Origin of the sequence: Streptomyces sp. NBC_01750, assembly GCF_035918095.1 — a bacterium.
Lineage (GTDB): Bacteria > Actinomycetota > Actinomycetes > Streptomycetales > Streptomycetaceae > Streptomyces.
The window spans coordinates 4231862-4253191 of record NZ_CP109137.1 but is presented as its reverse complement, the minus strand read 5'-3'; the positions used below and the strand labels follow the sequence as shown (position 1 = coordinate 4253191).

The following is a 21330-nucleotide window of genomic DNA, read 5'->3' as shown; positions in this document are numbered from 1 at the left end:
CGTTCAGCGTCGGATGCCGGTCGCGAACGGCAAGGTGTTCACAAAGGCCCGGTGGTGCTCGCGGTCGCACCACTCCAGCTTCAGGTACGACTTGCCGGCCGAGGCCCTGATCGTGCGTTTGTCCCGGGCCAGGGCCTCGGGCGAACGCGATGACACAGTGATGTACCCGACGAGGTTGACCCCGGCCGCACCGCTGGCCAGATCTTCACCCCGCTGGTCGAGCCGTCCGTGGGCGGCGATGTCGCGGGGGTCGACGGTCCGGTTCATCTTGGCGGCGCGGCTCGCGTCCGCCTCGTCGTTCGTCTTCTCGGTGAGCATCCGCTCGATGGCGACCTCGGTGGGCTCCAGGTCCATGCAGACCGCGACCGTGCGGATCACATCGGGCGTGTGGACGAGCAGCGGCGCCAGGAAGTTGACGCCGACCGGTGTCATCGGCCACTCCTTCACCCAGGCGGTGGAGTGACACCAGGGTGCGCGGGTGGACGACTCACGGGTCTTCGCCTGCAGATACGTCGGCTGCATGGCGTCCAGCTCGGCCGGCCAGGCGTTCCGTTTCGTCATCGCCTGGATGTGGTCGATGGGGTGGTCGGGGTCGTACATCGAGTGGACGAGAGAGGCAAGACGGCCCTGGCCGAGCGGCTGGCGGACCCGGATGTCCGCCTCGGCGAGACGGGCACAGATGTCGGTGAGCTCGCGGGCCATGACGACGGCGAGGCCCGCGTCCTTGTCGAGCTTGCGGCCGGACTGCGGACGGGCGGCACGGGCCATCGCGTGGGCCTCGGCGGCCAGTTCACGGGTGTAGTGCATGCACGCGACGAGGTACGCGCGGTGCTGCTCGCTGGAGGTGGAGACCATCGACTGGAGCTGGTCGTACGAGTCCCGCAGCCACATCGGCGTCTGCTGGTCGCCGCGCTGGGCAACGTCCTTGGCGTGCGCGTCGGGGTCGGCGGGGAGCGTACGGGCGAGCATCTGAAGGCGCGTCACAAAGCCGTCGCCGTTGGCCACATGCTTCAGCAGCGTGCCGAAGCGGTCGACGAGGGCTTCCTGGTCCTCGCTGTCGCGCAGTCCGACGCCGGGGCCCTCGATCTCGATGGCGGCGGTGACGGTACGGCGGTCGGCGTGCAGCAGTACGGCGATCTCGTCCGGACCGAAGGGTGCGGCGAGCCAGTTGATCCTGCCGATGCCCGGGGGCGGGCCGACCTCGATCTCACGGCCGTCGAGGTGGATACCGGCCTCGGCGGCTGAGGAGCGGTAGAGGGTGCCGCCGCGCAGGGTGCGCTTGTAACTGCGGTTGATCTCGAACCACTTGTAGAAGGTGCGGTGCTTGAACGGGACGTACACGGCGGCGAGAGCGAGGAGCGGGAAGCCCATCAGCAGCACGATCCGCAGGGACAGGACGGGGACCAGCAGCCCGCTCATCATGCCGAGGAACGCGCCGGCGATGATCAGCGCGATCTCGCCGGTCTCGCGGTTCTTGCCGACGATCGCGTTCGGCCGGGCACGGCCGATGAGATACGTACGGCGGGGCGTGATCGCTTGGGACTGGGTGGTCAACGCCCTCCACCTCCTGTGCTCTTGCGGTTGCTGTGCGGGGTGCTGGTGCCGGGACTGCTACGGGGCGGGGGCGCGGCGGGGGCGGATCCGCCTCCTCCGGCGCTGCCGCCGGGGTTGCGGCTGCTGTGCGCGGCGACGCCTCCGCTGATGGGGTTGGCGGGGCGCGGGGCGCTGCCGTTGTTGCTGTCGCCGCCGCCCTGGTTGCCGCGGCTGCTGTGGGTCTTGATGCCCTGCGAGACGAGGGCGGCGGGGGAGCTGATGACGGCGGCCGCGGCGTTCTCGGCGCCGTTCTGCAGGCGGTTGTTGCGGGAGGCGGCGATCTCGTCGCCGAAACCGGGGACGAAGCGGTAGATCATCGCTGAGGCGAAGATGGCGAGCAGGATGATCGCGAGGCCGGAGACGACGGCGGAGAAGGACTCGGGCCCCTTGTCGGCGGCGAGGGCGCCCGCGAGTCCGAGAACGATGGCGATCACGGGCTTGACCAAGATGATCGCGATCATGATGCCGGCCCAGCGGCGGACGTGCCCCCACATGTTCTTGTCGACTAGTCCGGCGTAGACGACGACGCCGAGAAGGGCACCGATGTAGAGCAGCACGGCGCGGATGAACAGCTCGAGATAGAGCACACCCGCGGCGAGAACGGTGACGAGCGAGACGACGATCAGCATGATCGGCCCGCCGCCGATGTCGGTGCCCTTCTTCAGGGCGCCGGCGAAGTTCCCGAAGAACTGGTCGGTCTGGCCGCTGGTGCCGCCGGCGATGACCTCGGTGACACCGTCGGTCGCGGAGACGAGGGTGTAGAGGATCAGCGGGGTGAAGGCGGACGCGAGGACGGTCAGCCAGAGGAAGCCGACGGCCTCGGAAATGGCGGTGGTGAGGGGGACGCCGCGGATGGCGCGCTTGGCGACGGCGAGGAGCCAGAGGACGAGCGTGAGGATGGTGGCGGCGGCGAAGACGACGGCGTACTGGGAGAGGAATGCGGTGTTGGTGAAGTCGACGGTGGCGGTGGACTTCACGGCTTTGGAGAGGGTGTCGACGGTCCACACGGCGGCGTCGGCGCAGCCGCGGGCGAGGGAGGAGAGGGGGTCGAGGGCGTCGGCGGGGTCGGGAGGGGTGGAGCGGGGGGCGCCGCCGGGGGCGCCGTTGTCGCAGTAGTCACGTGCGGGGCCCGCGATGAGCCCGCACGGGTTGTCGCTCTTGCTCGGCGTGGGCGTCGGCGTAGGGGCAGCGGTGGCTCGGGCCGCGAACAGGAACGCCGCCGTGTGGACGGCCGTCACGACGGTCAGGATGGAGCGCGTCCGAGGGTGAGGGTTAACGGGCATACGTGAACCCTCCGAATTCCTTGACCGCGCCGGCGATTTCGTCGGACCCGGACACGGGATTGTCACCGGTGACCGGTGTGGGTCCAGTCTTCTGGCTGGTCTCCAGGATCTTCCAGTCGGACCCGTTCCACTTCAGCTTGACGTTTACCGTGAACCAGCCGCTCGTCACCGGCTTGGTGGACTTCTCGCCCGTCAGCCCGAACAGGCCCATGCACCAGACGTCGACGGCAGCCGTCTCGCCCGCGAAGTCCAGGACTTTGGTGCCCGCGGGCAGTGTGCGATTGACGAACGTCGACCCCGCTGGGGCGGCGCCATCGGCACTCAGGCCGATCTGCGCGAGGAACGCAGTGGAGTAGTCGGCGTCGAACCCCGACTGGAGGTTGTTCAGCGTGCTGGCGTCGGCGACGGACTTTACGATGTCGTGACGACGCGGCTGGTTGAACATGCCGTCAGAACCCAGCGCCACCGCATAGTTCGCCGCCGCGCTCTGCGCCCCCTGCTCGTCCTTCGCGTACCCCGAAGGAATCCCCCCGGCCTTCTCCTCCACCGGCTTCACCCCTGTCGCCGCCGTCGGCTGTGCCGCCGCCTCCTTGCCCCTGCCTTCCGACGGGTCGGCCTCGCCCCCGCCGCCGCCCTGGTTCGCGAACGCGATAGCCGCGATCAGCAGCACCACCACGCCCACCACTGTGATGAGGGAGCGTGAGCTCCGTACGGGTCTGCGCGCGCCGCCGTAGACGTCGGTTTCGCCGCCGCCCGGCAGGCGCGTACGGGTCTGACCCGAGCCGCCGAACCCCTCCGCCGTACGGCCGCCCGACTCGCCGCCGTAGCCGTGCTCGTCACCGAGGCTCATCTCGGGTAGTCCCCCTCAACCGTTCGCAGTTCCGCGTAGTACGACGCGCATTCCGACACGTAGTACGACGGTAGTCGTGCTGCTTCCCTTGCGGGCGTGGTGTGGTGACTCGACATCAGGGAGACGCAACCTCAAAGGGTGGGCCGGGCACGCCCGGAGAGGACCGGCGGGGGATCAGACAGCCATCCCGTACACGATGGTGAACAGGGTCCCCAGCGACCCGATGATGAAGACGCCGGTCAGACCGGCGACGATCAGGCCCTTTCCCTGTTCGGCGCTGAAAGTGTCGCGCAGTGCCGTCGCTCCGATGCGCTGTTTGGCCGCGCCCCAGATCGCGATGCCGAGGCACAGGAGGATGGCCACGGCCATCACGACCTCGATCATCACTCTGGCCTCGTTCCCCAGGCTCCCGAAAGGCCCCCAGTTCGGAGCGATTCCGCCGATGATGGTGGTGATGTCGCCCTTTTCGGCTGCCAGGATCATGTAACTCACCGCCCCTGTTGGGTTGTTCAGTGCCCTTGCCGCTCGGCATGGGTCGTCGTTCTATCTTCGCTGATGAAACCGCCCCCGTAAGCCGACTTGGAGGGTCTCTTTACCCGATCTCCGCACGTTTGACCGATCCAGCCTCCCTGACCTGCGGTGGCATCGACCGGAGAAGGCGCGAGGAGTACGTATGGTAACTCTGTGTATCACGGAGGGTGACTCCGGGCAATTACTGTCGTTGTTACACGTTTGGGCGCTGCGGACGTCCATCGCCCGCGGTCGTCGATACGACGAGGCCCCCCGTATCTCGTAGGAGGACCGCGGTCCTCCCTCCTGCTCAGTCCTGCTCAGTCGCCGATCTTGTAGGCCGGGTCGACGTAGCAGGGGGAGGTGAGCGAGACCGAGAGGCTGTCGCGGGACTCCTTCTCCCACTTGGAGGCGTCTTTGTACGTCGAGGGGAGCAGCAGCTCGATCCTGGCGGTGTGGTGGTCCTTCTCGTGTTCGACGTCGAGCTGGAGCTGCTTGGCCTCGGACTTCGCGGGCTCGAAGCGGACGACCTTCCACCCCTTGGTGGGCAGGTCCGTGTGGAGCGTGTCCATCGCCCGCTTCAGGGTGCCGGCGTCGGGGGCGTACATCGACCAGAAGTGGCGGACCCGGAAGCCGTTGTCCACGCCGTCGCAGGGGGCGGCGTCGGGGGCTCCGTTGTTGGCCTCGCGCAGGCCGGACGCGTCGTAGATCGCGCTGGATCTGCTGCGGGTCAGGTCCTTGGCCGCGGCGACTTTCATCTGCTGCGGTTCGTAGCCCGGACCGCCTTCGTCTTTGGTCATGGTGGTGCATCCCGTCGCGAGGAGAAGGGCGGCGGCGAGGGCGCCGCCGAGTCGTGCGGTCGTACGGCGGCTCATTGCGAAGTCACTTCCTGGTACCGGCCCGTGACGACGCGGGCCTGGTTGTTGAGGCTTTCCGTGCCGTTGTCCCAGTAGCCACTGTGGCCGCGGGAGCCGTCCGTCGCCACGATGTGCGCACCGAAGTCCGGGTTGGTCGGGGTCAGCGGCTTGACGACGCTGGTGCCGTCCCCGTCCATCCACGAGGGAAGGATGTCGATGTCGAGCTTCTTCGGCGCGTGGCCCCAGCCGCCGAGATCGGGGACGGGGTCGCTCGTGACGAAGGGGATGTTGATGCCGCCGTGCTTGTCATCTCCGACGTACGGGATGGGAACGCCCTTGAGGAATGGGTCGCTGTCGGCCTCCGCGGCGTAGACATGCCCCTTGGGTACGTCCAGGTCCGCGGCGTTGCCGACCTGCATACCAGGGCTGCCGGCGACGAAGATGTCGTCGGCGTCCAGGTGGCCCTGGCGGGCGGCGGAGCCGACAACCGTACTGCCGTAGCTGTGACCGGTCACGGTCAGATGGTCCCGCTCGCCCTCGTGCGAGGCGCGCAGTCCGTCGACGAAGCTGTTCAGCTTGGGGGCACCGTCGTCTGCGTAGTGGCTGAAAGGCGCGTCCTTGACGATGTCCTGGGGCGCGTCGTAGCCGAGCCAGGTGATCGTGGACACGCTCTGCCCGTTCGCCAGGTTGTCGCTGGCGCGCCAGAGGGTCTCCATGCGCTTGATGTCGCCGCCGATGCCCTCCAGGTTCGACGTGGTGCCCGGCACGTACATCGCGGTGTGGGTCGCGGTGTCAGGGTTGCCGTTGGCGACGATCGCGTGGCCGTTGCCCTTGGTGTCGAAGCCGAGGAGGTAAGCCTCGGGCAGCGGGCGCTCGCCGGGCCGCTCGGCCCTGCCGGTGCGGTCGAAGCGGTCCTGGATGGCGTTCATGCCCTTCAGGTCCTTCTCCAGCTGCTCCTTGCGGTCCTCGTACTTCTTCTCCCACTCCCGGTAGGCCTCGTTCTTGATGACGGCCGGGTACTGCCCGTTGGGGTTGGGTACGTACTCCTGCGGCGCTTTGGGGATGGCGTTCAGATCCAGCTGGGCCTGGGCGCGTGTCTCGGCGAGGACCATGCGGTTGGCGTCGTCGCGCACGGCTGACGGAATGCCGTCCAGGGCGCCGACGGAGGCCGGGTAGAGCGTGGCGTACTCGTCACGCTTCTCCGGCTCCAGTTTGTTCCACCACGCGGCGTTCTCGGCGGCGGACATGCCCTTGGGGATCTTCGACTCGTCGGCGTACTTGCCGGCCGCTTTCTGCAGATCCCGGGTGTCGTTGGCGGCGTCGGCGAACATCGCGTCGGTGATGTCGAGTCCCTTGACGCCGTCCGGGATCTTGAGCTTGCGCAAGACGCCCGCGTAGCGGCCGTCGATCTCGTTGGCTTCCCGGAGCGCGGTGGCGATGTCCTCGGCGATCTGCTCGGCCAGGGCCTTGTTGGCGTCGCTGCCCCCTTCGGCCCTGCCCGGCAGAAGCGGGATCGGGGCACCGGGGGTTGCGGTGCCCGTCCCGGCGGCGGGCACGAGGGGCGAGGAGACGGGGTACTCGACAGAGCCGTCGGGCTTCACCGTGAACGTCTTGGGGGCATCCGCCAGGGCCCGCTTCAGCTTCCCCTGGGGCCCTGCCAGTTCGGCGGCCAGTCCGTTCAGTGCCGTGCGTATCAGTCCGCACTCGGTGTGTATGTACTGGTAGTTGCGGCTGAGCCGGGTCAGATCGCCGATGGCGGCGTCGGCCGTCCGGCCCTTCTGGGTCTCGCGGAGTCTGGCGAGCATCTCGTTGTCGACCCGGTCCTTGGCGGAGTTGGCGCGGCTGGAGACCTTGCCCCAGCCGACTGCGGCGTCCCGGTACTCGTCGAGATCGAGTTTCTCCAGCTGCTGCCAGGTGATCACTTCGGGCCACCGGCCTTGCCCTCGAACTTCTGCCTGGTCGCGATCTCTCGCTCGCCGAACTCCTTGCCCGCGGTCCTGAGATTGCCCTGGAGCCGGAGGCATTCGTCGCGGACGGCCGTGAGGCGCCCCTTCCAGGAGGTCAGGACCTCGCCCATCGCGGCGGTACTGTCGAGGCCTTCGGTGTTCTTCGCCTCGACCTTGGCAGCGGTCTCCAGATCGGTCAGCGCGGATGCTGAATCGGTGTGCAGAGCGTCCGCGACCCCGGACGCGGTGGTCCAGGGGCCCTGTCCGGCCTTGAGGTCGGTACTGCCGCTGTCGCCCCCGCCACCGGGCGCGTCGACCGAGGCCAGTTTCATCCCGGTGCCGGTGCCGGTGCCGGTGCCGGTGCTGTCGCTGCCGAACAGCTCGCCCCATTTCGCATTGAGCGCCATGCGCCCTCCCCCGTGTCGAGCGGACCAATTTTTTCCGTGAACCCAACGGAAGGTACCGCCTCCGTCGAAACACAACGGAGGCCACACCTGTGGCTGGTGGGGACGATGCGGTGGCGCGATCGGTTCCGGAGAGCGGAGAAATGGGGGAGCGCTCACCCGTCCGGCAGCAGCCGCGGCAGGGAGCCTCGCAGCGGGACAGCCGCGGCAGGACCGCCGGACTGAATGCCCTTCGCCTCAACATCGGTCTTGCCGCGCCGAGTTGGCTATCTTGGACCGTGTGACCGATAACGCGCACTTACTCGCAAGGATCGACACCACGCGCCCCCACACCGCCCGGATCTGGAACTACTGGACCGGTGGCAAGGACAACTACACCGTCGACCGAGAAGCCGGTGACCAGATCCGCGCGCTCCACCCCGGGATCGGCGACTACGCCCTCGCCGACCGGCTGTTCCTGGGGCGGGCCGTGCACCATCTCGCCGCCGAGGTGGGGATCCGGCAGTTCCTCGACATCGGGACCGGGTTGCCCAGCGCCGACAACACCCACGAGGTGGCCCAGCGCGCCGAGCCCGGGGCGCGCACCGTGTATGTGGACAACGATCCCCTCGTCCTCGCGCACGCCCGCGCCCTGCTCACCAGTACGCCCGAGGGCCGCACCGACTATCTCGACGCAGATCTGCGCGACGTCGACACGATTCTGGAGCGCGCCGGCCGGACGCTCGACCTCAGCCGGCCGGTCGCGCTGATGCTGCTCGGCGTCGTGATCTTCATCGAGGACGACGAGGAGTCGTACGACATCGTCCACCGCCTCATGGACGCGCTGCCCGCCGGAAGTCATCTTGTCCTGTCCCACACCATCACCAGCCCGGCGATGCCGGATGTGGATGCCGCCGTCGCGTTCTGGAACGAGCACGGCACGCCCCGGCTCACCCAGCGCACCCCGCGGCAGCTCACCCGGTACTTCGACGGCCTCGAAATGCTGGAGCCCGGCGTGGTTTCGTGTTCCCAATGGCGGCCCGAGGTGACTGCGGATGAGGTTGCCATGTTCGGTGGCGTGGGACGCAAACCCTAGGCGCGCGGGCGGAGACGGGCAGGAACGCGGCTTGGATGGGGGAGGGTTGAGGGCGTGCGAAAAGTCTGGATGGCCGGTGGAGTCGGGATCGGGCTGTGCCTGAGCTTCGTCGCGCTGCTCGTCGTCGGGACCTACTCCGCCGCTGCCGGGCTCATGGGCGGTGTGAACGGCGGCGGTCGTGCCGTCGGGCTGGCCAAGGGTGCAGTGCCCGCGCTCTATCAGCCGCTCGTACAGAAGTGGGGCAACCTCTGCCCGGCCATCAACCCCGCTCTGCTCGCCGCCCAGCTCTATCAGGAGAGCGGCTGGAACCCCAAGGCGCAGAGCCCCGCCGCGGCACAGGGCATCGCGCAGTTCATCCCCGGCACCTGGGCCGCGCACAGCGTCGACGGCGACAAGGACGGCGACCGGGACGTCTGGGATCCGGCCGACGCGATTCCGTCCGCCGCCTCGTACGACTGTGAACTGGCCGGATATGTAAAGAAAGTGCCCGGCAACGCGACCGACAACATGCTCGCCGCGTACAACGCCGGCGCCTACGCCGTCATCAAGTACCAAGGCGTACCGCCGTACCGCGAGACACAGAACTATGTGAAGGTCATCCGCACCCTGGAGAAGAGCTTCGCCAGGCCCGTCGGACGGGTCGAGCCGTCGCGGCAGGCGGCCGGGGCGATCTACTTCGCACAGCAGAAGCTCGGTACGAAGTATCTGTGGGGTGGCAACGGCACGCCCGAACAGGGCGGACGTTTCGACTGTTCCGGGCTGACCCAGGCCGCGTACCGGACCGTCGGGATCGAGCTGCCGCGCGTCGCGAACGACCAGTACAACGCCGGCGAGCATCCGTCACGGGACGAGTTGCTCCCCGGCGATCTGGTCTTCTTCTCCGACGACCTCACCAACTCGCGGGCGATCCGGCATGTCGGGCTCTATGTCGGCGGCGGGTACATGATCGACGCTCCGTACACCGGCGCCGTGATCCGCTTCGACAAGATCGACACTCCGGACTACTTCGGTGCGACCAGGGTCACCAAGGACGGTGCGAAGGCGCTGCCGACGCCGTTGCCGGAAGCCTGACGAGCCGTCCGGAGTGGCTGGAACTCTCTGCTGCGCCACGTCTCTGAGCTGCAACGATGTGTCACTCTTCGATAACGTCATGGTGATCGTTCGGTGGAGAGTGGAACGTATACAGGGAACGGGGCGTTCCCTGGACTGGGACAGCCGCACTGACCATGCAGCAGACACCGCACTGACCACGGGGGTTGGCACAGGCGACGCACTTGGAGGTGCGTCGCGGCAGGCGACAAGGCAAGGGGCCGCAGCAGATGGCTGGACTCGCATTGGGGTTCCCCCTGACGGAGTCAAGGGGCGGGTCCGATCCCGATCTCAGCCTGCTCTACGACATCAACGGCCTGGCCAAGGACGCCCCCTCGTGGCTCGATCGCACCATGGAATTCATCGGCGAGTACGGAATCATGCTCGCGATGGTGCTCGTGGTGCTCTGGTGCTGGTGGAGCGTGCGCCGGCGCGGTACCACCGAGGACTCGGTCTCCGCGGTCGCCGGGCTGGTCTGGGCGCCGCTCGCCGCCGGACTCGCGCTGCTGGTCAACATCCCCATCCGCGGGTTCGTCGAACGGCCGCGGCCGTTCCTGGACCACCAGGGCATTGAAGTCCTGGTGGCCGGAAAGACCGACTACTCCTTCGTGAGCGACCACGCGACGATGGCGATGGCCCTCGGCGCCGGACTCTTCCTCGCGCACCGGAAGTTCGGGCTCGCCGCGATCGGTCTCGCGCTGGCCGAAGGCTTCTGCCGCGTCTACATGGGTGTGCACTATCCGACCGATGTGGTCGGCGGATTCGCGCTCGGGACGGCGGTGACGCTGCTGCTCGCTCCGCTCGCGCTGGCGCTGCTGACACCGCTGATGTCGGCGGTCGCCGGGTCGGGGCGGGTGGCGTGGCTCGTACGGTCGAAGCGGGCGGGGTCGGCGGACCGGCCGGAGACGGTCGGCATTCCGGAGCCGAGGACCGAGGGGACCGGAGCCGGGGACAAAGACCTGGCGGCCTGACGCCCGGCGGCCCGTACCGGCGGGCTGAGGACCGGCCCGCACCTGGCGGGCTGACGCTGGGCCGCCCGCACCTGGCGCCCCTGGGCCGGGTCCGTACGTCGCGGCCTGCGCCCGGCCCCGTAGCCCGGCCGCCCGCCTCCCCGTACGTACTACAGCGCCTGCGGGAAATTGAAGACCCTGTCGGGGTCGTACTGCTTCTTCAGCCGGGTGAGGCGGTCCGCGGCAGGCCCGTAGTACGCCCGGCGCCAGTCGGTCAGCGTCGGATCTATGTAGTTCTGGTACGCGGCTCCCGACGCATACCGGCGCATCGACGCGTGGGCGTTTTTCAGCCAGGCCTGCTGGGCGGTGCCCGAGGTGCCAGGACGCCAGGAGCCGATGTACTGCGCGAGCATCCGGGACCGCCGGTGGACGAACGACGTCGCCAGCGGGTCCACACGGTTGACCGCTCCGCCGAGCGCGGTGAGTGCGATGGAGCCGCCGCCCCCGCCCTGGCCGGGCGTGATCCTCGTGAACGCCTCCGTCGCGGAGATCAGGGCGCGCACTCCGGCCGCGGAGAGGTTGCGGTCGAAGAAGTCGGAGGCCGCGGCGTAGGTCTCGCGCTGCAGCGCGCCCTGAGGCGTACGGCCCGGAGTGGTGCCCGGCAGATGGCACTGCGCCTGGGTGATCGTCGTGCAGTTCGCGTAGCCGAGCATCGCCTCCCGGTAGCTGCGGCGGCGCACCGAGACCGAGCGGGCGGGCGAGCCGGCCTTGTCGGCGAGGCGGTCGAGCGCGTTCTTGAGGTCTCCCTCGCTGCCGAGGGAGAACGCGGCGATGGAGAGGGTCGGCGTGCCGCCGGGCCCGGCGGCGAGATGCGCGGACGACCAGATCTCGTCCGGCTGGTCCGGTCCCCACTGCTGCCAGGCGCCGAGGACGGCCGCGGCTTTCGCCCAGGGCCAGGTGAGATAGGCGGTGACGGTGGGCGGCGTGGGACGTGTACGGAAGTGGAGCCGGGTCACGACGCCGAAGTTGCCGTTGCCGGCACCGCGCAGCGCCCAGAAGAGGTCCTTGTTCTCGGTGGCGCTCGCGGTCAGCTGCTTGCCGTCGGCCGTGACGATGGTCGCGGCGGTGAGGCTGTCGCAGGTCAGGCCGTAGGCGCGTGAGGTGACGCCATGCCCCCCGCCGAGAGTGAGACCGGACACACCGACGGAGGGGCACGAGCCCGCGGGGATGGTGCGGTTGTGGCGGGCGAGGCCGTCGTAGACGTCGATGAGCTTGGCCCCGGCGCCGACGGAGCCGTCCTGGCCGACGCGGTTCAGCGAGGACACATCGATGACGAGGCGGCCGTTGCCCGATGACCACCCGGCATAGGAATGGCCGCCGTTGCGGATGGAGACGGGGACGCGGTGGGCTCTGGCGTAGGCCAGGCACTCCTTGACGTCGTCCTCACCTGCGACATAGGCGACGGCGGCGGGCTTCAGCGAGTCGAAGCGGGTGTTGTAGAGCTGCCGGGCGGAGCGGTACGCGGCGTCGCCGGGGCGTACGAGTTTCCCGTCGAGGCCGCGCGCGAGCGCGGTCCAGTCGGCCGCGGCGGAGGTGGTGATGGTGCTGTCGGCCGCGGGTCTGCCCGGTGAGCGGCTGCCGCCGGGCGTGCCGGTGGGAGCTGCGGCAGCGCCGTTGCCGTTCTTGCCTGTGCAGGCGGCAGCGGTGATGACTACAGCGGTGGTGAGCAGTGCGCGCCGGTCCATGGGGCCTCCTGGGGAACGAGACGGTTCCGGCGGGTGCGGGGTTCCCCCGGGGCGGGTGGTTTTCCCTGTACCGCAGGGGCAAAGGGCCGCGTCAGCGCTCCGTCGCAGGCGTCGCCGTGTGCAACTCGGCGTCCGAACGTGCCCTTTCGCGGGAACGCCGGGCAGGCCCGATCCACCCACAGGTACAGCGGGCGATGGCGAATGAGCCGCGGTCGGCCGCGGTGGCTCGGTGCGGCGGGGTGTCGCCGGTGGGGTCTTGCGGAGGCACCGCTCCACGGTACTGGGGCAGCGCCGAGGACGGACCCCCGCGTGACGAGGGGCCAGGGCGGTCGTTATGCGGGACGGGTGGGGTCCAGTACAAGCAGCGGTCCCGTGTTGGGGGTTGGCAGGCGATGGTGGTGCAGCAGCACAGGCGCAGAGGCGGGGCGTTCGCCGTCGCGGCCGTCGTACTGGGGGCGGTGGCGACGAGCGGGTGTTCCGTCGGCGGCGGTGCCGCGGCGGACGACCGGTGGGGCGGCGGCGGTGCCGGCGACGTACGGAAGGCCGCCGACGTACTGGCAGGGGCCGGCAGCTCCAAGGCCCGTACATCCATGGAGATGGCGACCGGCGGGACCCGGGTGACCATCCGTGGCGAGGGCGGCTACGACTTCAGGCGGCGGACCGGTCGGCTCAGGATCGTACTGCCCAAGGATCCGGCGGGCGCCGACGAGCACCGTCCGATCACCGAGCTGCTGACGCCCGGGGCGCTGTACATGAAGAACCGGGGCGCCGGAGTGCCGGCCGACAAGTGGGTCCGGGTCGACACGACCACGCTCGAGGACGGCAACCTGGTCACCGGCGGCGCGACCGATCCGCTCGCCGCCGCCGAACTGCTGCGCAGCGCGCGGGACGTGACGTACGTCGGCGAGGAAGCGCTGGCCGGGACGAGGGTGCGTCACTACCGGGGTACCACCGACATCGCGCAGGCGGCGCGGGTGGCCGAACCTCATGCGCGGGCCTCGCTGGCCGCCGCGGCGAAAGGGTTCGCCAAGGACATCGTGCCTTTCGACGTGTACCTCGACGACGACGGCCGGCTGCGCAAGGTGCGCCACCGGTTCAGTTTCACCAATCACGGCCGCCCGGTCGCCGTCACCTCGACCACTCTGCTGTACGACTTCGGGGCGCCGGTTGCCGTACGTCTCCCAGACCAACGGGACATTTACGCCGGGAAGATCAGGGCCTAAATGGTCCGGACGTGCCATGCGCGGTCCGTGCATCACTCCCTACGCTAGGAAGTCGGCACCGGCAGGAAGAGGTGAATGCACGTGGCTCCGCCCAGTACTGCGACCGTCCAGGACCACGTGGCCCTCGCTGAGATCGAGCTGTGTGGCGAGTTGATCATCGCGGCGTCGGCCGCGGACGAGGAACGGCTCAGCCCGGACCGTATCGACGAGGTGCTGAAGGTGGTGGCCGAGCGGCCTGCGCTATCGGGCTCGTCGCGGCAGGAGTGACCAGAAACACCGGGCAACCGATCCGATCGAGCCACCGGCCGATTGATCGTCGGGCAGCCGGGGCGCGGCCGGGACGCCGCGGCCGCGCCCCGCTCATGTACTAGGTGCGCAGAAGACGCGCGATCGCCTTCGTGGCCTCCTCGACCTTCGCGTCGATCTCCTCCCCGCCCTTCACCGCGCCCTGAGCGGAGCTCTCGATGGCTGCGGTGGCGACGCAGTGCCGCAGATGCTCCTCCAGCAGCTGGAGCGCGAAGGACTGCAGGGCCTTGGTGGACGCGGAGACCTGGGTGAGTATGTCGATGCAGTAGACGTCCTCGTCGACCATCCGCTGCAGGCCGCGGATCTGGCCCTCGATCCGGCGCAGCCGCTTGAGGTGCTCGTCCTTCTGCTTGTGGTAGCCGTGCACACCGTGGTCGTGGTCGGTGACCGGGGGGCCGGCCGCCTCGGTGGTCGTCATCGCGTCCTCCCGTTGTCCGTCTGTCCTTGTCGCCTGTGCTCTCGGACTGTCCTGTCCGACTCCGCTGTGCGACTGTGCTGTGCGACGGTGCTTGTCCAGAAAGGGACTACATACCCCTCGTGGGTATATGGTAACGAATCGCGTGAGATCGGGGGCGGGGGGCCCGTGCGGACCACTGTGCCTGATGGGCGACACTGAACAACGCCGGTTAGCCGTGGCCGGATGATGCGCCTAGCATCAGCCTGGCCGAATCCAAAGCATCCCGAGGAACCCACGTGCGATTTCGTCTGACCCCCAGGGAGACGAGCTTCTACGACATGTTTGCCGCCTCCGCGGACAACATCGTCACGGGCTCGAAGCTCCTGATGGAACTGCTCGGTGCGGATGCCTCCGCCCGGGCCGAGATCGCGGAGCGCATGCGGGCAGCGGAGCACGCGGGGGACGACGCCACCCACGCGATCTTCCACCAGCTGAACTCCTCGTTCATCACGCCGTTCGATCGCGAGGACATCTACAAACTCGCCTCGTCGCTCGACGACATCATGGACTTCATGGAGGAGGCCGTCGACCTGGTCGTGCTCTACCAGGTCGAGGAGCTGCCCAAGGGTGTCGAGCAGCAGATCGAGGTACTGGCGCGAGCGGCGGAGCTGACCGCCGAGGCCATGCCGCATCTGCGGACCATGGAGAACCTCACCGAGTACTGGATCGAGGTCAACCGCCTCGAGAACCAGGCCGACCAGATCCACCGTAAGCTCCTTGCGACGCTCTTCAACGGTAAGTACGACGCCATCGAGGTGCTCAAGCTCAAGCAGATCGTGGATGTGCTGGAAGAGGCCGCGGACGCCTTCGAGCATGTCGCGAACACCGTGGAGACCATCGCGGTCAAGGAGTCCTGAACCTCGTGGACACCTTTGCGCTGATCGTGACCATTGGTGTCGCGCTCGGATTCACGTACACCAATGGCTTTCACGACTCGGCGAACGCGATCGCGACCTCGGTCTCCACGCGGGCGCTGACGCCGCGCGCGGCGCTGGCGATGGCCGCCGTGATGAACCTCGCCGGTGCGTTCCTCGGCCAGGGCGTCGCCAAGACCGTCAGCGAGGGGCTCATCGAGACGCCCCAGGGCTCGCGCGGCATGGGCATTCTGTTCGCGGCGCTGCTCGGCGCGATCGTCTGGAACCTGGTCACCTGGTACTTCGGTCTGCCGTCGTCCTCCTCCCATGCGCTGTTCGGCGGCATGGTGGGGGCGGCGCTGGCCGGCGGGACCGAGGTGATCTGGAGCGGCGTGCTCGAGAAGGTCGTCATCCCGATGCTCGTCTCGCCCGTCGTCGGTCTGGTCGTCGGCTATCTGGTGATGGTCGCGATCATGTGGATGTTCCGTAACTCCAACCCGCACAAGGCCAAGCGCGGTTTCCGGATAGCGCAGACGGTCTCGGCGGCCGGCATGGCCCTCGGCCACGGTCTGCAGGACGCACAGAAGACGATGGGCATCGTGGTGATGGCGCTGGTCATCGCCGACGTGGAGGACCAGGGCGACGCGATCCCGGTCTGGGTGAAGATCGCCTGCGCGATGATGCTGTCGCTCGGTACGTACGCGGGTGGCTGGCGCATCATGCGGACGCTCGGCCGCAAGATCATCGAGCTGGACCCGCCGCAGGGCTTCGCGGCCGAGACGACCGGTGCGTCGATCATGTTCGGCTCGGCATTCCTCTTCCAGGCACCGATCTCGACCACGCATGTGATCACCTCGGCGATCATGGGTGTGGGTGCGACAAAGCGGGTCAACGCGGTCCGCTGGGGGGTCGCCAAGAACATCGTTCTCGGCTGGTTCATCACGATGCCGGCGGCGGCGGCGGTTGCCGCGTTGAGCTACGGCGTCGTCTACCTGATCTTCGGCTGACCGCCGGCGGCCGTGCCGCCGCCGCGCTGGAACGCTTGTGGGCCCGCCCCCTGGGAGAGGGGGCGGGCCCTTCGCCTTGCGGTGGCACCGCCATGCAGCACCGCGAGACGTGTTAGGGGGTCATGACCGGGCGATCACCGGGGAGTCCCAGCGGTCTGCCCGCTTGCCCCTGTCCGGTACGCCGCAGGAGTACGGCGGTCCGCCCGCGAGCCCGTGGCCGGTACGCCGGAGGAGTGCGGCGGTCCGCCCGCGAGCCCGTGGCCGGTACGCCGGAGGAGTGCGGCGGTTAGCCGTTGGAAACCACCCACCGGAGAGCAACCACCAACGCCCCCGGCCCACGGCCACCACATGACCGGGTGACTGCGCCACCGGCCCACGCTCACCACATGACCGGGTGATCACCCGAAGCGGCCGGAGATGTAGTCCTCCGTGGCCTGCACGGACGGGTTCGCGAAGATCCGCTCGGTCTCGTCGATCTCTATGAGCTTGCCGGGCTGGCCGACCGCCGACAGGTTGAAGAACGCCGTACGGTCCGAGACCCGCGCCGCCTGCTGCATGTTGTGCGTCACGATGACGATCGTGAAGCGCTCCTTCAGCTCGCCGATCAGGTCCTCGATCGCCAGGGTCGATATCGGGTCGAGCGCCGAGCATGGCTCGTCCATCAGCAGCACATCCGGCTCGACCGCTATCGCGCGGGCGATGCACAGACGCTGCTGCTGGCCGCCGGAGAGGCCGGAGCCGGGCTTGTTCAGCCGGTCCTTGACCTCATTCCAGAGGTTCGCGGCCTTCAGGGACTTCTCGACGACGTCCGCCAGCTGGTTCTTCTTGTACGAACCGTTCAGGCGCAGGCCCGCCGCGACATTGTCGAAGATCGACATCGTCGGGAAGGGGTTCGGCCGCTGGAAGACCATGCCGACCGTGCGGCGCACGGCGACCGGGTCGACGCTCGAGCCGTACAGGTTCTCGTCGTCCAGCAGCACCTTCCCCTCGACGCGGCCACCGGGAGTGACCTCGTGCATGCGGTTCAGGGTGCGCAGGAAGGTGGACTTGCCGCAGCCGGACGGGCCGATGAAGGCCGTCACGGAGCGGGGCTCCACGGTCATCGAGATGTCCTCGATCGCCTTGTGGGAGCCGTAGAAGGCAGAGAGGCCGCTGACGTCGATGCGCTTGGCCATGTGAATCACTTCGCTTTCACGTGGTCGCGTCAGCGACCGGTCTTCGGGGCCTTCCAGCGGGCGATGCCGCGGGCCACCAGATTGAGGATCATGACGAAGGCGATCAGGACCAGGGCGGCGGCCCAGGCGCGGTCGTACGACGCCTCGCTGCCGACCCGGTACTGCTCCCAGACGTAGAAGGGGAGCGAGGACTGGGCGCCTTCGAACGGGTTCGTATTGATCAGCTGGCTGCCGAAGACCAGGAGCATGATCGGCGCGGTCTCACCGGCGATACGCGCGATGGCGAGCATCACACCCGTGGTGATACCGCCGAGCGCGGTCGGAATAACCACCTTGAGGATTGTGCGGTACTTCGGTACGCCCAGGGCCAGCGACGCTTCGCGCAGCTCGTTGGGCACGAGCTTGAGCATCTCCTCGGTGGAGCGCACCACGACCGGGATCATCAGGATCGCCAGTGCCAGCGCGCCCATCAGGCCGGACGGCTGCAGCTCGAGGATGAGCATGATCGAGAGGATGAACAGACCCGCGACGATCGAAGGGATACCCGTCATGACGTCGACGAAGAAGGTGACGGCCTTGGCCAGCGCGCCCTTGCCGTACTCGACCAGGTAGACCGCGGTCAGCAGACCGATCGGCACCGAGATCGCGGTGGCGAGGCCGACCTGCTCCAGCGTGCCGATGATGGCGTGGTAGACGCCGCCGCCCGGCTCGAAGCCGGGGACGCCGGCCATGGAGTGGCTGAGGAAGTAGCCGTTGAGCACCTTTATGCCGCGGCTGACGGTCACCCAGATCAGCGAGAACAGCGGGATCACGGCGAGGATGAAGCACACCCAGACCAGGCTGGTGGCGAGACGGTCCTTGGCCTGGCGCTTGTTCTCGACGGCGGTGGTCACCACGTAGGAGATGGTCACGAAGAGGAGGGCCGAGATCAGGCCCCACTGAACGCGGCTCTCCCAGCCGGCCGCCGAACCGATGCCGACGCCGAGCGCGATGGAGACGACCGCGAATCCTGCGGGTGCCCAGCGGGGGAGCGACCGGCCGCTGAGGCTTCCCCTGCGGGAGGGCGGCGTCGGCGTGGGCCTGTCCTTGATGGCTGCCTGGCTCATGCGTTGGCCCCCGAGTACTCCTTGCGGCGCGCGATGATCAGGCGGGCCGCGCCGTTGACCAGCAGTGTGAGGATGAAGAGGACCAGGCCGGAAGCGATCAGGGCGTCGCGCCCGAGCTCATTGGCCTCGTCGAACTTCGCTGCGATGTTCTGGGCGAAGGTTCCGCCGCCCGGATTGAGCAGATGGAGAGAGATCAGGAAGCTTGGGGAGAGGACCGTGGCGACGGCCATCGTCTCGCCGAGCGCGCGGCCCAGGCCCAGCATCGAGGCGGAGATCACGCCCGAGCGGCCGAAGGGAAGGACCGAAAGCCGGATGACCTCCCAGCGGGTGGCGCCGAGGGCCAGGGCTGCCTCTTCGTTCATCCGCGGGACCTGCAGGAAGACCTCGCGGCTGACGCTGGTCACGATCGGCAGGATCATGATCGCCAGCAGCACACCCACGGTGAACAGTGAGCGGGCGACACCGACCTCGGTCTTCTCGAAGATGTACGTCCAGCCGAAGAACTCGTCCAGCCAGAGGTTGAGGCCCTCCATGTACGGGACGAGGAAGAGGGCGCCCCAGATGCCGTAGATGATCGACGGCACGGCGGCCAGCAGATCCACGACGTAGGCGAGGGGGGCGGCGAGGCGCCGCGGCGCGTAGTGCGAGATGAACAGCGCGATGCCGACGGCGATCGGTACGGCGATGGCCATCGCGATGATCGAGCTGACGACCGTACCGAAGAGCAGCACCGCAATGCCGAAGACCGGCGGGTTGCCCGCCGGGTTCCAGTCGAAGGTGGTGAGGAAGTTGCCCTCGTCCTTCGAGAGGGCAAGCGTCGCGCGGTAGGTGAGGAACGCGGCGATCGACGCCATGATCACCAGGAGCAGGATGCCCGAGCCGCGGGACAGGCCGAGGAAGACCTTGTCGCCGGCGCGGCCGGTGGACTTTCCGCGCTTCCTGTGGACCGGCGGAGCCGGCGTTGGAGGAGGAGAATCTATCGGTGTTGTAGAAGCCATGATCTTTCCGGTCTGTGGTGGGGAGTGATCGGACTCCCCTGGCGGCGGTGCACCGGATGGGTGGCCGGCGGGGGCGCAGGGCCCCCGCCGGCCGGTTTCGTTACTTCAGACCCGCGATGGTTTCGCGGACCTTGGCGTTGATCTCGGCCGGGATCGGGGCGTAGCCGGCGCCGGAGAGGAGCTTCTGGCCCTCGTCGCTGGCGGTGTAGGTCAGGAAGGACTTGACCGTGCCCAGGGTGTCGGCCTTGTTGCCGTTGTCGCAGACGACCTCGTAGGTCACCAGGACGATCGGGTAGGCGCCGTCGGCCTTGGTGGTGTAGTCGAGACCGAGCGCCAGGTCCTTGCCGGTGCCCTTGATCTTGGCGGCGGCGATCGCCTTGGAGGCGTTCTCGGAGCTGGCCTCGACCGGGGCGGCAGCACCCGTGTTGATCTTGACGGTCGGGATGGACTGCGAGGTCGCGTACGAGAGCTCGAAGTAACCGATCGAGCCCTCGGCCTGCTTGACCTGCGCGGCGACACCGGCGGAGCCGGAGGCGGCCTGGCCACCCGGGGCCGGCCACTTCTTCTCGGCCTCGTAGGGCCAGTCGGCCTTGGCGGTGGCGCCGAGGTACTTGCCGAGGTTCGCCGTGGTGCCGGAGTCCTCGGAGCGGTGGAAGGCCTGGATCGCCTTGTCGGGGAGCTTGGCGCCCTTGTTCAGGGCGGCGATCGCCGGGTCGTTCCAGTTCTTGATCTTGCCGTTGAAGATCTTGGCGAGGGTTGGGGCGTCCAGGGTCAGGTTGTCGACGCCCGGCACGTTGTAGCCGATGGCGATCGGACCGCCGACCATGGGGAGGTTGATCCCCTGGCCGCCCTTGCAGATCTTCTTGGAGTCGGTGACCTCTTCGGGCTTGAGCGCCGAGTCGGAGCCGGCGAAGCCGACGGTGCCCTGGTTGAAGGCGATGATGCCCTCACCGGACGAGGAGGCCTTGTAGTTGATCTCCACGCCCTTGCAGCCGGCCATGTAGTTCTTGACCCACAGGTCCATGGCGTTCTTCTGCGCGCTGGAACCGGACGCAAGGAGCTTGCCCTTGGCGTCGTCGCACTTGATGTTCGACGCCGCGCTGGTCTGCTCGCCCGTGCCGCCGGTGCCGCCCGCATTGTCGTCCGAGCCACACGCCGTGAGAACCAGGGCGCCGGTCACGGCGAGGGCACCGAGCGCGGTGGCGCGAAGCCCGTTCGTGCGCTGAAGCTTCACTTGGGGTGTTTCCTTCCAGGAGCCGCCGGACGCTGACCGGGAGTCGTTGGCGTTCTGTGGCGGCGTGGTTCGGGGTGGGGGGACCGGCACGTGCCGGTCACCGTGTAAGGCCGAAATTAGGCAGATCAGGTGAAGCGGCCAACGGGAGAGAGTGAACGGAAGGTGAACCGTGTCGGGCGGCCTGGTGCCTGCCGCCGAGTCGCCGCGCGCCGTGCCCGTCCATATGCCCTTCACGCCGAGTGGAGGGCCGCGAGCAGCGCGTCCAGAAGGCTGCGATCGCGCGGCTGGGTGAGGCGGTTGCGGGCCGCCGTCGGGGAGAGCCAGAGGATGCGGTCGACCTCCTCGCTCGGGGTGAAGGTGCCCGTGGTCGCCTCGGCGGCCCAGTAGCTGACCTGCTTGGGGCGTCCATTCGCAATGTAGTGGGCGGTGGGCAGGCGGGCACCGGGGACGCACTGGTGCCCGGTCTCCTCGAGCACCTCGCGCAGCGCGCCGAAGAGCGGGTCCTCGCCGCGCTTCAGCTTGCCCTTCGGGTGCGACCAGTCGTCGTACTTGGGACGGTGTACGAGGCAGATCTCGATGCCGTCGTCCCCGTACGGGGAACGCCGCCACAGCACACAGCCTGCGGCCGGCACAACGTCGTCCCCCAGGCGACGATTCACGACGCCGCC

General features: G+C 68.5%; 21 protein-coding genes. 7 read left to right on the top strand and 14 right to left on the bottom strand.

Translation table 11 applies throughout. The features are described from left to right. Positions 1–3: 3 nt before the first annotated feature. The 7 genes from OG966_RS19000 to OG966_RS18970 form a co-directional block, all read right to left on the bottom strand. Entirely contained in the window at positions 4–1554 is a 1551-nt protein-coding gene (locus OG966_RS19000) for an SCO6880 family protein (RefSeq protein ID WP_326650905.1), read from the bottom strand. Then, a complete protein-coding gene (locus tag OG966_RS18995; RefSeq protein WP_326650903.1) occupies positions 1551–2876 on the bottom strand; it encodes a hypothetical protein in 1326 nt (441 codons plus the stop codon). The genes OG966_RS19000 and OG966_RS18995 overlap by 4 nt, the downstream gene beginning before the upstream one ends. After that, entirely contained in the window at positions 2866–3726 is an 861-nt protein-coding gene (locus OG966_RS18990; RefSeq protein WP_326650902.1) for a hypothetical protein, read from the bottom strand. Before OG966_RS18990 ends, OG966_RS18995 begins: the two co-directional genes overlap by 11 nt. 174 nt (positions 3727–3900) lie before the next feature. Next, complete coding sequence (locus OG966_RS18985) at positions 3901–4209, bottom strand: hypothetical protein (protein WP_142217964.1); 309 nt, start codon at positions 4207–4209, stop codon at positions 3901–3903. A 347-nt stretch (positions 4210–4556) separates the two neighbouring features. Beyond that, entirely contained in the window at positions 4557–5111 is a 555-nt protein-coding gene (locus OG966_RS18980; protein WP_326650901.1) for a hypothetical protein, read from the bottom strand. Continuing rightward, a complete protein-coding gene (locus tag OG966_RS18975; RefSeq protein ID WP_326650899.1) occupies positions 5108–7015 on the bottom strand; it encodes an alpha/beta hydrolase in 1908 nt (635 codons plus the stop codon). Before OG966_RS18975 ends, OG966_RS18980 begins: the two co-directional genes overlap by 4 nt. Next, entirely contained in the window at positions 7012–7446 is a 435-nt protein-coding gene (locus OG966_RS18970; RefSeq protein ID WP_326650897.1) for a hypothetical protein, read from the bottom strand. Before OG966_RS18970 ends, OG966_RS18975 begins: the two co-directional genes overlap by 4 nt. 268 nt (positions 7447–7714) lie before the next feature. On the opposite strand from OG966_RS18970, the gene OG966_RS18965 reads away from it, so the two are divergent. The 3 genes from OG966_RS18965 (at position 7715) to OG966_RS18955 (ending at position 10578) form a co-directional block, all read left to right on the top strand. Then, positions 7715–8518, top strand: coding sequence for an SAM-dependent methyltransferase (locus OG966_RS18965; RefSeq protein WP_406731539.1), 804 nt, complete (start codon positions 7715–7717; stop codon positions 8516–8518). Positions 8519–8587: 69 nt separating this feature from the next. Further along, positions 8588–9589: a C40 family peptidase gene (locus OG966_RS18960; RefSeq protein WP_326655280.1), complete on the top strand. Its 1002-nt coding sequence runs from the start codon at positions 8588–8590 to the stop codon at positions 9587–9589. Positions 9590–9837: 248 nt separating this feature from the next. Continuing rightward, positions 9838–10578 (top strand): phosphatase PAP2 family protein, encoded by a 741-nt coding sequence (locus OG966_RS18955; protein ID WP_326650895.1) that lies wholly within the window; start codon positions 9838–9840, stop codon positions 10576–10578. Positions 10579–10727: 149 nt separating this feature from the next. Here OG966_RS18955 and OG966_RS18950 read toward each other — a convergent pair whose 3' ends face one another. Then, entirely contained in the window at positions 10728–12302 is a 1575-nt protein-coding gene (locus OG966_RS18950) for an FAD-binding oxidoreductase (protein WP_326650894.1), read from the bottom strand. 392 nt (positions 12303–12694) lie between these two features. Between OG966_RS18950 and OG966_RS18945 the strand changes: the two genes are divergently transcribed. Both OG966_RS18945 and OG966_RS18940 read left to right on the top strand, forming a co-directional pair. Then, positions 12695–13525 carry a hypothetical protein gene (locus OG966_RS18945; protein WP_326650893.1) on the top strand — a complete coding sequence of 277 codons (831 nt, stop codon included), beginning with the start codon at positions 12695–12697 and terminating at the stop codon, positions 13523–13525. A gap of 75 nt (positions 13526–13600) precedes the next feature. Next, positions 13601–13792 carry a hypothetical protein gene (locus OG966_RS18940; protein ID WP_326650892.1) on the top strand — a complete coding sequence of 64 codons (192 nt, stop codon included), beginning with the start codon at positions 13601–13603 and terminating at the stop codon, positions 13790–13792. 100 nt (positions 13793–13892) lie between these two features. On the opposite strand, the gene OG966_RS18935 is transcribed toward OG966_RS18940, so the two are convergent. Beyond that, positions 13893–14249, bottom strand: a complete 357-nt coding sequence (locus OG966_RS18935; protein WP_326650891.1) for a metal-sensitive transcriptional regulator — start codon at positions 14247–14249, stop codon at positions 13893–13895. Between the two features lie 275 nt (positions 14250–14524). Here OG966_RS18935 and OG966_RS18930 point away from each other — a divergent pair, with 275 nt between their 5' ends. Together OG966_RS18930 and OG966_RS18925 are read left to right on the top strand one after the other, a co-directional pair. Then, on the top strand, positions 14525–15145 hold the full coding sequence (locus tag OG966_RS18930) for a DUF47 domain-containing protein (RefSeq protein WP_326650890.1): 621 nt from the start codon (positions 14525–14527) through the stop codon (positions 15143–15145). 5 nt (positions 15146–15150) lie between these two features. Next, positions 15151–16149, top strand: coding sequence for an inorganic phosphate transporter (locus OG966_RS18925; protein WP_326650889.1), 999 nt, complete (start codon positions 15151–15153; stop codon positions 16147–16149). Positions 16150–16547: 398 nt separating this feature from the next. On the opposite strand, the gene pstB is transcribed toward OG966_RS18925, so the two are convergent. The 5 genes from pstB to OG966_RS18900 all read right to left on the bottom strand — a co-directional run bounded on the left by pstB (position 16548) and on the right by OG966_RS18900 (position 21321). Next, positions 16548–17324, bottom strand: coding sequence for a phosphate ABC transporter ATP-binding protein PstB (gene pstB / locus OG966_RS18920; protein ID WP_326650888.1), 777 nt, complete (start codon positions 17322–17324; stop codon positions 16548–16550). Between the two features lie 29 nt (positions 17325–17353). Continuing rightward, positions 17354–18430, bottom strand: a complete 1077-nt coding sequence (pstA, locus tag OG966_RS18915; protein ID WP_326650887.1) for a phosphate ABC transporter permease PstA — start codon at positions 18428–18430, stop codon at positions 17354–17356. Beyond that, positions 18427–19428 carry a phosphate ABC transporter permease subunit PstC gene (gene pstC / locus OG966_RS18910; RefSeq protein WP_326650886.1) on the bottom strand — a complete coding sequence of 334 codons (1002 nt, stop codon included), beginning with the start codon at positions 19426–19428 and terminating at the stop codon, positions 18427–18429. Before pstC ends, pstA begins: the two co-directional genes overlap by 4 nt. 100 nt (positions 19429–19528) lie before the next feature. Continuing rightward, positions 19529–20662, bottom strand: coding sequence for a phosphate ABC transporter substrate-binding protein PstS (pstS, locus tag OG966_RS18905; protein ID WP_326650885.1), 1134 nt, complete (start codon positions 20660–20662; stop codon positions 19529–19531). Between the two features lie 230 nt (positions 20663–20892). Beyond that, on the bottom strand, positions 20893–21321 hold the full coding sequence (locus tag OG966_RS18900) for an NUDIX hydrolase (RefSeq protein WP_406731541.1): 429 nt from the start codon (positions 21319–21321) through the stop codon (positions 20893–20895). Positions 21322–21330: the final 9 nt, after the last annotated feature.